The organism is Flavobacterium sp. LMO8, assembly GCF_009495755.1.
Classification (GTDB): Bacteria; Bacteroidota; Bacteroidia; order Flavobacteriales; family Flavobacteriaceae; genus Flavobacterium.
The window spans coordinates 108,559-121,999 of the sequence record NZ_WIBJ01000015.1 but is presented as its reverse complement, the minus strand read 5'-3'; the positions used below and the strand labels follow the sequence as shown (position 1 = coordinate 121,999).

General features: G+C 31.9%; 14 protein-coding genes. 7 read left to right on the top strand and 7 right to left on the bottom strand.

Going from position 1 to position 13,441, the window contains the following annotated elements:
- Positions 1-48: 48 nt before the first annotated feature.
- From GFJ94_RS02480 to GFJ94_RS02470, 3 genes are all read right to left on the bottom strand, one after another.
- Positions 49-1,692, bottom strand: a complete 1,644-nt coding sequence (locus tag GFJ94_RS02480; protein WP_153200013.1) for a serine hydrolase — start codon at positions 1,690-1,692, stop codon at positions 49-51.
- Between the two features lie 169 nt (positions 1,693-1,861).
- Positions 1,862-2,308 carry a hypothetical protein gene (locus GFJ94_RS02475; RefSeq protein ID WP_153200012.1) on the bottom strand — a complete coding sequence of 149 codons (447 nt, stop codon included), beginning with the start codon at positions 2,306-2,308 and terminating at the stop codon, positions 1,862-1,864.
- A complete protein-coding gene (locus GFJ94_RS02470; RefSeq protein ID WP_153200011.1) occupies positions 2,305-2,643 on the bottom strand; it encodes a PadR family transcriptional regulator in 339 nt (112 codons plus the stop codon). Before GFJ94_RS02470 ends, GFJ94_RS02475 begins: the two co-directional genes overlap by 4 nt.
- A 140-nt stretch (positions 2,644-2,783) precedes the next feature.
- Between GFJ94_RS02470 and GFJ94_RS02465 the strand changes: the two genes are divergently transcribed.
- The 7 genes from GFJ94_RS02465 (at position 2,784) to GFJ94_RS02435 (ending at position 7,185) form a co-directional block, all read left to right on the top strand.
- Entirely contained in the window at positions 2,784-3,998 is a 1,215-nt protein-coding gene (locus GFJ94_RS02465) for an aminotransferase class V-fold PLP-dependent enzyme (protein ID WP_153200044.1), read from the top strand.
- A gap of 12 nt (positions 3,999-4,010) precedes the next feature.
- Entirely contained in the window at positions 4,011-4,481 is a 471-nt protein-coding gene (locus GFJ94_RS02460; protein WP_153200010.1) for a hypothetical protein, read from the top strand.
- A 1-nt stretch (position 4,482) separates the two neighbouring features.
- Positions 4,483-4,902, top strand: coding sequence for a SufE family protein (locus GFJ94_RS02455; protein ID WP_153200009.1), 420 nt, complete (start codon positions 4,483-4,485; stop codon positions 4,900-4,902).
- Between the two features lie 48 nt (positions 4,903-4,950).
- A complete protein-coding gene (locus GFJ94_RS02450; RefSeq protein ID WP_153200008.1) occupies positions 4,951-5,364 on the top strand; it encodes a GxxExxY protein in 414 nt (137 codons plus the stop codon).
- A gap of 42 nt (positions 5,365-5,406) precedes the next feature.
- Positions 5,407-5,730 carry an SUF system Fe-S cluster assembly protein gene (locus GFJ94_RS02445; RefSeq protein ID WP_153200007.1) on the top strand — a complete coding sequence of 108 codons (324 nt, stop codon included), beginning with the start codon at positions 5,407-5,409 and terminating at the stop codon, positions 5,728-5,730.
- A gap of 72 nt (positions 5,731-5,802) precedes the next feature.
- Entirely contained in the window at positions 5,803-6,306 is a 504-nt protein-coding gene (locus tag GFJ94_RS02440) for a DUF2480 family protein (RefSeq protein ID WP_153200006.1), read from the top strand.
- A gap of 36 nt (positions 6,307-6,342) precedes the next feature.
- A complete protein-coding gene (locus tag GFJ94_RS02435) occupies positions 6,343-7,185 on the top strand; it encodes a DUF3078 domain-containing protein (RefSeq protein WP_153200005.1) in 843 nt (280 codons plus the stop codon).
- A gap of 48 nt (positions 7,186-7,233) precedes the next feature.
- Here GFJ94_RS02435 and hflX read toward each other — a convergent pair whose 3' ends face one another.
- From hflX to GFJ94_RS02415, 4 genes are all read right to left on the bottom strand, one after another.
- The gene (gene hflX / locus GFJ94_RS02430) at positions 7,234-8,457 is read right to left on the bottom strand and encodes a GTPase HflX (protein ID WP_153200004.1); all 1,224 of its coding nucleotides are present in this window, start codon (positions 8,455-8,457) and stop codon (positions 7,234-7,236) included.
- Between the two features lie 92 nt (positions 8,458-8,549).
- A complete protein-coding gene (locus GFJ94_RS02425; RefSeq protein WP_153200003.1) occupies positions 8,550-9,923 on the bottom strand; it encodes a DUF5689 domain-containing protein in 1,374 nt (457 codons plus the stop codon).
- A gap of 5 nt (positions 9,924-9,928) precedes the next feature.
- Entirely contained in the window at positions 9,929-10,564 is a 636-nt protein-coding gene (locus GFJ94_RS02420; RefSeq protein WP_153200002.1) for a choice-of-anchor J domain-containing protein, read from the bottom strand.
- Positions 10,565-10,575: 11 nt separating this feature from the next.
- On the bottom strand, positions 10,576-13,350 hold the full coding sequence (locus GFJ94_RS02415; protein WP_153200001.1) for a TonB-dependent receptor: 2,775 nt from the start codon (positions 13,348-13,350) through the stop codon (positions 10,576-10,578).
- Between the last annotated feature and the right edge of the window lie 91 nt (positions 13,351-13,441).

The window sequence follows — 13,441 nt, the reverse complement described above, 5'->3', positions numbered from 1 at the left end:
GGAACGAAGCAATCTATGGACATGAAAGCCGCCTTTTGGGCGGTTTTTTCATTGTTTTACAAATTCAATTTCAGAGATTGAACCATCGCAAGATAAAAGCATTTTTTGAATTTTATTTTTTGAATTTCTAGTGAAATAATATAAGGTTCGGTCATTATTTCCAAATTCATCTTTTTGAACTGTTTCTAGTGCTATTTTATCATGATTTTTATATTTTAAATATAATTTATCATCTGTTTCAAAAAACTCATAAACAACATCTAATTCTTCAGAATAATATTTTCCAACAAATTCTTTAACATTAACTGTTTTAGAATCGATAAAGATGGCTCTTTTAAAATAAAATGGAGTGCCGCCAAAAGTGATTACCAAATCGTGTTTTTCGTTTTTCGTAAAATCATACTTAACACTTTCACTATTTATTCTATGGAATTTATTTTTTTCAAATCCAATTAAGGCAGTAGGTTTTTTGGCTCTTGCTCCTTTAGATTTTAGAGTATCATTTTCAACTAGAATTTCCATTTTCATGTCACTATTAATTTCCTTGTATTGCCCTACGAAAGAATTAAAAGCTTTTGATTTTTCTTTATACTTTTTAGCTGATTTTTCTTTTATAGCTTTAGTTTTAGGAAGAAATAAATCTAATATTTCATAGGAAATAGGTGTTGGATTTATAGATTCTAAATTGGTCATTATGATGATTCCAAGTTTCTTTTCAGGAATGGTAATCAATTGCGATTGGCCTCCCCAGCCATATCCACTATGACTAATGGTTGTAAATCCTTTATAATCATCAACCATTACACCACGTGCGTATTTTGCTTTTTCGCCATTTTCTAATTTCTCACATTGAATTAAAAAATTTGAAAGCGATTTGAATTCTGAATACGTTCCATTTAAAACACTAATCCATTTTACTAAATCTTCCACAGTTGAAGCCATGCTTCCAGCACCATAACTTTCTTGTATACTGGCATTTGTAATGTATTCACCACTTGATAATTGATGTCCAATGGCTTTGTTTTTGATAATTTGTTTATTAGAAACTTTAAAACAACTTGAATTCATTTGCAAAGGCTTGAATAGTTTTTCTGTTGCAAATTCATTAAGGTTTTTACCCGAAATACGTTCGATAATCGTAGTTAGCAAGTTATAGTTTGTATTACTATAAAGCACTTTTTCTCCAGGTTTGTTGTTTAAACCTCTTTGTTTTGAAGCAAGTTGCAAAACGGTTTCATTGTTATAATATTCTGCATCATAATCAAAACCTTGTAAATCCATTATGGCGTGATAATTTCTTATACCGCTCGTGTGATTTAGCAAATGTTTTATTTTTATTGGCGTTCCATAATTTGGCATTTCAGGAAGATATTTCCTTATGTCATCTTCTAAGGAAAGTTTCTTTTCTTGTACCAGAATCCAAATGCAAGATGCCGTAAATTGTTTCGCAATTGAAGCAATACTAAATACTGTTTTTGAATTGTTTTTTGTGTTGCCTTCAACCGAAGCTAATCCAATTCCTTTGGAATAAACTATTTTGCCATTCTGAACAATTCCGATACTTAATCCAGGAGAATTTGGCTTTTCAAATGATTGTAATAGCTCATCAATTTTCTTCGTTTGGATTTCTTGTCCATGAATTAAATAAGAAGCTAAAAAAGCAAATAGTAATAGTACGACACGAATCATCATTTAGCTGATTTATATTTCTGATAAAAGTAAGTTGGAACTAATCCGAAATTTAATAGTAAGAAGCCAGCAAAAACTATCATTCCCCGAAATGGCCAAACTAAAAATTCAAACATAGCGCCAATTCCAAGAATAAATGTGGTTAAAAAAGCCAAGATGTAAAACGATTTTGTCATAATTTTTTGTTTAATAAAATTAATTTTTGTGTTGAATGTTTGTATTTGTTATATAATGCAAATGGAATGATGATAAAAATTAATAGTCCAAATCCAGAAGCTAAGAGAATACTCGAGTAAGGCCATTGGTTTAGTTTGAATAAGAATCCCAATGCCAATAACATTATGTTAAAAGTTGATAGTAAATAAAATGCTCGTTTTCTAGCTAAGAATGATTGAATCAATTTTTTTTCGTTTATCTCTTTTTGCATGAGTTGAAATGAAGCATATCCACCTAGATTTTCAATGGCTTCTTGATACGCTTTTTCGAAATCAGTTCCATTATAGCATTCAATATGAGTGCAAATATGATCCATTAAATCTTCTTTTAAATCAACATCTTTTATCTCATAGAACTCTAAATTTGTAGCTATGTAATTAATATTATTATCAGTTAATGTCATGATTTCAAAGCGTTTGAATTGAAAATAAGTTGCAATGTATTTATGAAATCATTCAATTCGGTAGTAATTTCAGCTATTGCTAATTTTCCTGAAGGTGTAATTTGATAGTATTTTCTAACCCGTTTTCCTAAAAATACTTTCTCTGTTTCTAGTATACCATCTGCTTCCAGTTTATGAAGAATGGGGTATAAAGCACCTTCAGAAATGTCAATTTTTCCTTTGGTTATTTCTTTAACTTTCTGGGTAATTTCATACCCGTACATTTTATCGCTTTCACTTATTAATTTTAAGATAATTGGTAGTAGCGTTCCTTTGGTTAATTCTTTACTATACATTTTACAAATATACATTTTATTACAATGTATTTACAAAAACGCTAAAATTATTTTGTATTGTGTTTTTATGTTGATTTTAACCTTTATTTATTCCAATTATAAACAATCAAGTTGTAAATTTGTACTCAAATTGTATGAAAATGTTTGATGTTCAAAAAGTAAGAGCTGATTTTCCCATTTTATCGCAAAAAGTAAATGGTAAACCCTTGGTGTATTTTGATAACGGAGCAACTTCGCAAAAGCCGCAAGTGGTTATCGATGCTATTTCAAAATATTACAGCGAAATCAATGCAAATATTCACCGTGGTGTGCATACGCTGAGTCAATTGGCTACGGATGCGTATGAAGTGTCGCGAAATACGATTCAAAATCACTTAAACGCAAAGCATAATTACGAAATCATTTTTACTTCGGGAACGACTTTTGGAATTAACTTGGTGGCGAATGGATTTGCAAGTTTGCTAAAATCAGGCGATGAGGTTATGGTTTCGGCTTTGGAACATCATAGCAACATTGTGCCTTGGCAATTTTTATGTGAAAAAACAGGAGCGAAGTTGGTTGTAATTCCAATGAATGAAAAAGGCGAATTAATCCTTTCAGAATTTGACAAATTACTTTCCGAAAAAACTAAAATCGTAACGGTAAATCACATTTCAAATGCATTAGGGACGGTTAACCCAATTGAATACATCATCGAAAAAGCACATGAAGTAGGGGCAGCCGTCTTAATTGATGGAGCACAAGCAACCCCTCATTTACGTCCAGATGTGCAAGCATTAGATTGTGATTTTTACGTATTTTCTGGTCATAAAGTTTGTGGTCCAACAGGTGTTGGAATTTTATACGGAAAAGAAGAATGGTTGCGAAAATTGCCTCCTTATCAAGGTGGAGGCGAAATGATTGCTGAGGTTACCTTTGAGAAAACAACGTATGCCGATTTACCCCATAAATTTGAAGCGGGAACCCCTAACATTGCGGATGGAATTGTTCTTGGAACTGCGATTGATTACATGAATGCAATAGGTTTTGAAAACATTGCCGCTTATGAACAAGAATTATTGGACTACGGAACCAAAAGATTACAAGAAATAGAAGGTTTAACGATTTACGGAACGAGTGAAAACAAAGCTTCGGTAATTTCGTTTAATATCGAAGGCATTCATCCGTATGACATTGGCACAATTATCGATAAGTTAGGTATAGCGGTTAGAACCGGTCATCATTGCGCCCAACCTATTATGAATTTTTTCAATATTCCAGGAACGATTAGAGCAAGTTTTGCTTTTTATAATACCAAGGAAGAAATTGATATCTTTGTAGAAGCGGTTAAAAAAGCGCAAATGATGTTATCTTAAAAAATTAAAATTATGAAAGCTGTTTTCACCATCTTAGCAACCTTTTTGATTACGATTACGAGTTGTAATTGTCAGAAAGATACGGCTTCTACTAATGTAACCTCTTCTGGAACAAAAATGCAAAATGAAATGCCTATTATTAAATATGAAGCGAATGCCAGAGGTTTAGCTTTAGCTGTGAAAGTTGAAAATCAAGTTGTTTCTATTTCTCGTGTGCGAAATTTTAAAGATTATGAAGAGAAAATCAAGATTTCAGATTCGGATTGGAAAGAAATTGTGATTTTAACGAAAGCAGTTGATTTAGCTAAAGTAAAAGATTTAAAATGGCCAACCGAAAAAAGATATTATGACGGAGCGGCTCATGCGAATATCACTTTTATTTCAGACGGAGTTGAATATCCAGCTAATGGATTTGATCATGGTTTTCCACCAGTTGAAATAGAAAAATTGGTAAACAAAATTTTGAAATTGACCGAAAAATAAAATGACAATTAAAGAAATACAAAACGAAATTGTAGACGAATTTTCCATGTTTGACGACTGGATGCAACGCTACGAATACATCATCGAATTAGGAAAATCACTACCGTTAATTGAGGAACAATATAAAGTTGACGAAAACATCATCAAAGGTTGCCAATCAAAAGTTTGGGTACACGGCGAAGAACAAGATGGAAAAATTGTTTTCACAGCCGATAGTGATGCGATTTTGACTAAAGGAATTATTGCGATTTTAATCAGAGCGTTTTCTAATCAATCTCCAAAGGATATTTTAGATGCAAATACTGATTTTATTGACGAAATAGGATTAAAAGAACATTTATCTCCAACAAGAGCGAACGGTTTGGTTTCAATGGTAAAACAAATAAAAATGTATGCTTTGGCATTTCAATCAAAGCAATAAACGTAAATTTTAATTACCATATAAGGCATATAAGAAAGTATAAGTTTTATGAATTATACAAAGCAAAATTTAAAGGATTTAGTTTATAATGTGAATGGAGCTGCTATTGAAGTTCACAAGAGTCTTGGTCCTGGTTTATTGGAAAGTGTTTATCATAAATGTTTAATACGTGAACTTGAACTTAGAAACATTAAATTTCAATCGGAATTATCAATTCCTATTCAATATAAAGGAATTGAAGTTGATGCTGAATTAAGATGTGATTTATTAATTGAGGAGAAATTAGTTGTTGAATTAAAATCAGTAACTGAAATGAAGCCTATATTTGAAGCACAGATTTTATCTTATATGAATTTATTAAATGTACCAATGGGATTATTGATTAATTTCAATGTAACAAATATTTATAAAGAAGGTCAGAAAACATATATTAACAATCTATATAATCAACTTTGGGATTAACTTATATTCCCTCATATGCCTTATATGGTTAAAAACAAAAAAATGGAAGAATTTAACGATACAATCAATTTAGGCGAAGACGTAGTCAAAGTTTTAAAAGGAATTTTTGATCCAGAGATTCCAGTAGATATTTACGAATTAGGTTTAATCTACGATGTGATGATTAATGAAGATAAAGATGTAAAAATCTTAATGACCTTAACATCACCTAACTGCCCTGTTGCAGAAACTTTGCCACAAGAAGTAGAAGAAAAAGTAAAATCGATCGATGCTGTAAAATCATGCGAAGTAGAAATTACATTTGATCCACCTTGGAGTAAAGATTTAATGAGCGAAGAAGCAAAATTAGAATTAGGAATGCTTTAAATAAGTAATCAGTGTTCAGTTTTTAGTTGGCAGTTTGCTGAACACTAATTTCTGAACATTGAACACTAAAATATGGACGAAATAATAAACAAAGTAGCACAAAGTTCTTTGATGGTATTCGATTTAGAAGATTACTATCCAGATAATCATGTAGTAGATTTAGATATTTCGCAATGGTTATTAGAAGGATTTATCTTAAAAGAATCCGATTTTCGTGAACAATTAAAAAACAACGATTGGTCTCAATTTGAAGACAAATATGTATCATTGTATTGTGCTACAGATGCCATTTTACCTGCATGGACATTTGCTTTAGTTTCGGTTTATTTAGCGCCCAATGCTTTAAAAGTAATTCATGGAAGCAAGGAGTTAGCAGTTATCGAATGGTATCAAGATATTTTGAACAAACTCGATTATACAGATTATTTTCAAAAACCATTAATTTTGAAAGGTTGCTCTAAAAAACCAGTTCCAAATCAGGTTTATACTTTAGCTATTCAAAAACTTATGAAAGTAGCTAAAAGCGTTATGTTTGGTGAAGCTTGCTCAGCAGTTCCGTTGTTTAAACAAAAATAAGTACCTTTGCGCCTTTAATTTTTAAAAATTTAAGGAATGAAAAAACTTTTTTTATTGATACTATTTGTTTCAACGGTTAGTATCGCTCAAGAAACAGCTATTGATACAACAAAACATTGGACCAGAAAAGGCGTTTTCACCTTTTTAGCAAATCAATCTTCTTTTAGCAATTGGCAAGCTGGTGGTCAAAATAACTTCGCAGGGAATGTTGGGGTAAATTACGATTTCAATTATAAAAATGGTGATTGGAATTGGGATAACAAAATAATTTTAGCGTATGGTTTAACTAAAATTAAAGGAGCTGATACACAAAAAACAGACGATAGAATAGAATTCAATTCGTTATTAGGGAAAAAAGCTTCTGGATATTGGTTTTATTCAGCTTTTTTCAATTTTAAAACACAAATGGATACTGGTTTAGATCCTGCAACTCAAACTGTGAAAATTTCGCATTTCTTTTCACCTGCATTTTTTCAATTTGGACCAGGTATGTTGTGGAAAAAAAGCGATAATTTAAAAGTGAATATTGCTCCAGCGACTTCAAAATTAATTATGGTACACGAACATTTTACAGAATTTGGTTCATCATTTGGTGTTGAACAAGGTGATACTTCAAGATACGAATTAGGAGCTGCTGTAAATGGTTACTATAAATTCAATATCATGGAAAATGTTTCTGTTGAGAACATATTGAATTTATACTCTAATTATTTAGAAGATCCTCAAAATGTTGATATTGATTACCAATTGAATATTGTGATGAAAATCAATAAATACCTTTCTACAAACTTTGCGTTTCAAACGATTTATGACGATAACGCTTTTAGAGGTTTTCAAACGAAACAAATTATTGGTTTAGGTGTGAATTATGGTTTCTAATCTAAAATAGCTTAAATAAAGCAAAAAGACCTCAATTGAGGTCTTTTTTTATTCGTTTTCAACGGCATCTTTATAATCTGGGTATAAAAATTTGTTGTATGGAAATCGTGTAATGTGAATTTCTCTGACTGCTTCATATACTTTTTCTCTGAATTCTTCAAAGTTAGCTTTTTCAGTTGCCGAAATAAATAAAGTATTGTTTTCACCTAATTTACTCATCCAAGTTTGTTTCCAATCTTCTAAAGTATAATGTTTGGTTGTTTTTTCAACACTTAAATCGTTTTCATCAAAATAAACGGATTTATAAGCATCAATTTTATTGAAAACCATGATGTTTGGTTTATCAGCGCTTTTTATGTCTAATAAAATTTTATTTACAGAAGCAATATGATCTTCAAACTCAGGATGAGAAATATCAACCACATGAAGTAACAAATCAGCCTCTCTAACTTCATCTAAGGTGCTTTTAAACGACTCAACTAATTGTGTTGGCAGTTTTCTAATAAAACCAACCGTATCACTTAAAAGAAAAGGTAAATTCTTAATAACGGTTTTACGAACAGTAGTGTCAAGTGTAGCAAATAGTTTATTTTCTACAAATACATCGCTTTTTCCAACCGCGTTCATCAAAGTTGATTTTCCTACATTCGTATAACCTACTAAAGCTACACGAACCATAGCGCCACGATTACTTCGTTGGGTTGCCATTTGTTTGTCAATTACTTTGATTTTATCTTTCAGTAACGATATTCTATCGCGTACAATACGACGGTCGGTTTCAATTTCAGTTTCACCAGGACCGCGCATTCCAATTCCTCCTTTTTGACGCTCTAAGTGTGTCCACATTCCGGTTAAGCGAGGTAATAAATATTGACATTGTGCTAATTCTACTTGTGTTCTTGCATAAGAAGTTTCAGCACGTTGTGCAAAGATATCTAAGATAAGATTGGTTCGGTCTAATACTTTACAATCTAATTCTTTGGTAATATTTTTGGATTGTGACGGCGTTAATTCGTCATCAAAGATTACAGTTGTGATATTGTTGTCTTTGATGTAATATTTAATTTCTTCTAATTTACCCGTTCCAACAAATGTTTTTGGATTAGGCTTATCCATTTTTTGGGAAAAACGTTTTACAACGGTTCCTCCAGCAGTGAAAGTAAGAAACTCCAATTCGTCAAGATATTCGTTTAGTTTCTCTTCACTTTGGTTTTGGGTTACAATTCCTACTACAATTGATTTTTCAAAGTCAATAACTTCTTTCTCTAACATAATCGTTCTTTAATGTTTACAAATGTACAAAATAGCGGGTATAAAAAAAGCGACTCTTAAATGAGTCGCTTTTGATTTTAAAGAAATTGTAATTAGTTGATTACAATATCGTCAATTTGCATTGTTGTTGTAGCTCCACCAGAACCATTTCCAACATACTCAAAAACGAAGAATCCATTACCAGTTACACCAACAGGGATATTATAAGTACCACTATTTGTAAAGTTTGTAGCATATCCAGATGTAGTACCAGAAGCAATTGTGAAACTTGAGGTTATATCTACCAATGTTGCTGTAGTAATTTGCGAACCTGGAACATAATCTGTGGTATAATAAACTTTTAAAACATTTCCATTATTAAAACCATCTTTAGTTTTAAAAGAAAGACCATTTGCGGCTGTCATATCAACAGGTACAATAAATAAAGATCTATTAGCTTCAGGAGTTCCACCAAATGAAGACATTTGAATGTAAGTATTTCCACTGAAGGTTTTTCTTTGCCAATATCTACTTCCTACAGCTGCATCATTGATGTATTTTGGAAATACTTGTTGATTAGTTGTTGTATATGATGTGAAAGGCTCGTTTAAAGTTGCATCGTATACAATTGCCGAACCTCCGATTGGTGGATATAAATCAATATCTAACCTTGAATCTGTTAAATTTACATCATTTAAAGTTCTAATCATGAATTGATAATCACTATTGTATTTAGTCATTACTCCTCTAATTTTTCCATTAAATGAAGGAACTGCATTTGAAGCAAATGTTGCATACTCACTTACTCTAACAATAACTTTGTTTCCAAATTCATCTGTAATTTCATGATTAGTTGCACCACCAAAACTATTTAAAGAAGCATCATAGTAAGTTTTTCCTAAAGAAGCATCAGTAAATTGTACTGCATCAAATTCGATTAACATATTTAAATATTGATCGTTTTTAGCAGCAGATATCGTTAAATTTTTTACAATATCATTTTCGTTAACATCTTCACAAGATCTTAAAATCACATCTTTATATTCTACGCCTGAAATTCTTCCAACACCACCTTCATAAGATGATCCAATAACTGTTGAACCATGTTGTTTATTGAAATATCTATTACTATCTAATTTGATAGTAACTTTTCTTCCAGGTTCAAATTCGGTATACAAGTTATAATTATCAACAGGCATACTAAAACCTTTTAACCCATCTAATGACATCAATGAGATAGATTTGTAGAAGTTCCCACCTTCATCACTTGAAGTAACATAAGCTTCAATGTAGTCAGTTAAAGTTTCGTCAGTTGTATATTGAACTGTTGTAGCAGTTGCAATATCAGTTATTTCGAAAACTTCTTTCGTTGTTGCAATGGTTACACATTCTTTTGATAAATCAGGTGTGCCATAATCATCGCCATTTACACAACTTGTTAAAGTTGCTAAAATTGCTGTTGTTAATACTAATTTTAAATTTTTCATAGCTATTAATTTTTAGTGATCTTAACATTGTCTAGTTGCAAAGTGGTGGTTACACCTGCTTTGCTTCCTGTGTACTTGAATGCAATTCTTACATTATCACTTTCATAAGAACTGATGTCAATATTTCCACTACTAACAAAAACATCATCAGTAGAAGGTGTTGCAAATGTTAGTTGTGTCCATGTTGCAGTAGCGATTCCAGCAGTTGTACCATCATAATCTGTTGAAATAAAAGCTGTTAATGGATATCCGTTTGCAAACCTTGTTTTTGTAGAAAAAGAGAAAACTTCTCCTGTTGTTCCAGTTAAATCAATTACCGGAGTTATCAACCAAGCTACATCATTTGTTCCTGTTGCAGAATAAAATGAAGAAAATTCAGCATAGATATTGTCATCAAAAGTTCTTGCATGCCACAAGCGAGATGATGTAGGTGTTGATGTTGATGCATTATGGTTTACCCATCCTTCTAAAGCGATAGGCACTTCAACAGAACCACTTCCTGTAGTAGAAGTTTCAAAACCTTCATTAAAGGCATAACTAAAAACGGTAGGAATTGCGTAATCATCGTCACCTACACAACTTGTTAAAACACTTGCACTAAGCGCTAACAAGAACATTGTTTTTAAAAATTTTATTTTCATAGTATATTTTTTTAGAAGTTAATGTAGAAGTTAACAAAGAATGTTCTTCCGTATCCATAAAAATATTTTGAACCAAAAGAAGGAGTGTTATTTGCCTGATCCGCTTGTAAATCTGGGAAAGTTGCCTTTCTTGATTGCTCAAAACCACCAGTTTTATAAGTAACATCAAAAACGTTATTTACAGAGGCAAAGAAACCCACTGTATTACGATTTGCTTTGCTTATTCTCCAAGATTTTCCTCCTGTTAAGTTTACTAATGTAAAGTTATCAAATTTTTCTTGTTCTAAAATATCTTTAACAGTTTCTGGTGTTGCTCCACTATAGTTGTCGCCTGTAGAACCATCAATACTAAAATTGTCTGTTCTTAAAATACTTGCAACGTCGATGTAACTGTCTGCTAAATAATTTACATTAGCTCCAATCCACCAAAAATGAGGATCTCTATATTCTAAACCAAATGACGCTGCCTTTTGTGGCATACCTGGTTGGTGATAATTTTTAATATAAGCAGTTCCAAAATCAGTTAATGAACTATTTCCCGCAGCAGCTAATGCATCATCGTTAGTTTTTAACTTCGCGTTGTCTGAATAAATGTACTGACCATAAGAAGCGGCAGCAGTAGCTTTAATGGTTGAAGTAATTTGGTATTCTAAACCAAGTTCTGCACCCATATTTTGTTTTTCAATTCCTGTTACGATTTCACTTACAAAAGTATCTTCGTCACCACCTGTATCACTTCCAATTCCTTCCCCGTAGAAGAAAGAAATTTCTGTTGCATCTTGAATTTTAGAGTAGAAACCTGTTAAACGAGCTTTGAATTTTGGTGCTCTTAAGATATAACTTGCATCAGCACTTGTAATGCTTTCACTTTGTAAATCTGGAGTAATTACATTGTTCATTCTAGCGTTAGAGAAAGAGTTTCTCAAACTTGGCGCTTTTGTTTGGTATAAACCATTGAAATCTAAATAATTTCTTCCGTTTAATTTGTATGTTAAACCTCCTTTGAATCCGAAGTTTTCAAAAGTGATGCTTTGTCCTTTTCCAAAAGAATTATCAGCGTAAATACCATTTCTGTAAATACCTTCTCTTTGATATTCTGTTCTAGAAAAAGATTGTGCTAAATAAAAGTCAGCTTTGTCATAAGTAAATTTGAATTGTGTAAAACCATCAAATGTTAAAGCGTGTAATAAATAGTTGTATCCGTAAGAATCACCTTCAACAACTTGTCTGTTAGGGTTGTTCAAGTCAGATTGTGAAGAATTTCCTGTGTAAAAAGGATCAATATCTAAGAAATATTGTCCACCCATTAAATCAACTAAGTTTTGGTAATTTTGAGAGCGTAACTTTCTGAAATTTGCACCAGCAGTTAAGCTAAGATTTTCAGATATACTTGAATTCAAAATAGTATTAGCACTTAACTGGTTGTCATCTGTTCTGTCTTGATATAAAACATAAACACTTCTTCCAGCAAAAGCACTATTTTGATTTGCAACATACATAGCGTTCCAATCAATTTGTGAATTGTTTCTAAACTGATTTCCAATTCCAATCAATTGCTCTTGAGTATAACCACCTAAATTACTAAAATAGCTTGGTAAGTTTTTATAGTAAGTTGGATCAGGATTATTTCCTAATTGAAAATCTAATCTTGAGTTACCAATAGAACCTGTTTGAAAAGCAACATTAGTATTTAAAGATGTTTTTTCTGTTATTCTCCAGTAATGAGAAAGCATTACAATTGGTTCTTCAACATCTTTATCTCTAGAGTTACGTTTTTTTCCATCTTGCCATCCCCAATATGAATTGTATTCAGTACCCATTAAATCGTTAACTTCTTTTGTGTTTGGGGAATTTTTACCTCTACTGTTTTGAGCGTAAATAGCAGTTAAGTTTAAGCTATGCTTATCGTTAATTCTTTTTTCTACACTTGCAAATAATGAATTTGCAGCATAGTCAGTACCTTCAAAATAACCTTCATCTGCCCATCTTCTTGATGCAGAAACCACAAATGCCCATCCGTCTTTGTTCATTCCAGAGGCGTGAGTTCCCATCATTCTCCAACTATAGTTAGTGTTTGTTCCCGACATCGAAATTCTTGAACCTGGACGGTAGAATGAAGCTCTAGTGTTGATTTCTTGAGTTCCTAATGCACTACCAAACGTGTAGTCAGAAGGAGCAGAACCCATTGTAAATTCTTGATTTCTTGTTGCATCATTTAAACCACCCCAGTTACTCCATTGCGGTCTTCCATCATACAATTTATTCATAGAAATACCATTAATCATGGTAACTCCATATTCATTATCTAAACCTCTAATTCTAAAACGAGCTAATCCCCAGTTAAACGCAGCAGCTTGTTGGTAAGTATCTCTTGTTGCTTGTAATAAGCCCGAAGTACTTTCTGATCCACTGTTGTCGTCACCTAAGTCATTTTCTGTAATAGTTACTAAACTTAATTGTTGCTCAGAAGTAATGTCTTCTTCTAAAACAACTACGCCTAAATCTAATGGTTCCCCATTGTTTGGCTCTAATACGAATGTCTGTTGGTTGTATCCTGTAGACTTAACTACCAATACTTGTTCGCCAGCAGGAAGTGATTGAAACACAAAATTTCCGTCAAAATCAGTCAAGGCAGATTGATTCGTGCTTTGAATTGTTGCAACTACATTTTGTAATGGTTTTTGACTTTTAGCATCGATAACCTTACCTTTTAAGGCTGGATTTTGCTGTGCAAAAACAAAAACAGCTTGCAGCACTAGTAAAGTGCTTAATACAAGTTTTTTCATAAAGAATATTATAATTAATACTTATTTAACGTTAAGTAGTTTAAAACTTAACAGCCTGCAAATGTATAACTTTTAATAATATTATTTACCT

Bases quoted from the DNA above. Each gene is read 5' to 3' on its own strand.
- GFJ94_RS02480 (WP_153200013.1), bottom strand. From the start codon at position 1,692: ATGATGATTCGTGTCGTACTATTACTATTTGCTTTTTTAGCTTCTTAT.
- GFJ94_RS02475 (WP_153200012.1), bottom strand. From the start codon at position 2,308: ATGACATTAACTGATAATAATATTAATTACATAGCTACAAATTTAGAG.
- GFJ94_RS02470 (WP_153200011.1), bottom strand. From the start codon at position 2,643: ATGTATAGTAAAGAATTAACCAAAGGAACGCTACTACCAATTATCTTA.
- GFJ94_RS02465 (WP_153200044.1), top strand. From the start codon at position 2,784: ATGTTTGATGTTCAAAAAGTAAGAGCTGATTTTCCCATTTTATCGCAA.
- GFJ94_RS02460 (WP_153200010.1), top strand. From the start codon at position 4,011: ATGAAAGCTGTTTTCACCATCTTAGCAACCTTTTTGATTACGATTACG.
- GFJ94_RS02455 (WP_153200009.1), top strand. From the start codon at position 4,483: ATGACAATTAAAGAAATACAAAACGAAATTGTAGACGAATTTTCCATG.
- GFJ94_RS02450 (WP_153200008.1), top strand. From the start codon at position 4,951: ATGAATTATACAAAGCAAAATTTAAAGGATTTAGTTTATAATGTGAAT.
- GFJ94_RS02445 (WP_153200007.1), top strand. From the start codon at position 5,407: ATGGAAGAATTTAACGATACAATCAATTTAGGCGAAGACGTAGTCAAA.
- GFJ94_RS02440 (WP_153200006.1), top strand. From the start codon at position 5,803: ATGGACGAAATAATAAACAAAGTAGCACAAAGTTCTTTGATGGTATTC.
- GFJ94_RS02435 (WP_153200005.1), top strand. From the start codon at position 6,343: ATGAAAAAACTTTTTTTATTGATACTATTTGTTTCAACGGTTAGTATC.
- hflX (WP_153200004.1), bottom strand. From the start codon at position 8,457: ATGTTAGAGAAAGAAGTTATTGACTTTGAAAAATCAATTGTAGTAGGA.
- GFJ94_RS02425 (WP_153200003.1), bottom strand. From the start codon at position 9,923: ATGAAAAATTTAAAATTAGTATTAACAACAGCAATTTTAGCAACTTTA.
- GFJ94_RS02420 (WP_153200002.1), bottom strand. From the start codon at position 10,564: ATGAAAATAAAATTTTTAAAAACAATGTTCTTGTTAGCGCTTAGTGCA.
- GFJ94_RS02415 (WP_153200001.1), bottom strand. From the start codon at position 13,350: ATGAAAAAACTTGTATTAAGCACTTTACTAGTGCTGCAAGCTGTTTTT.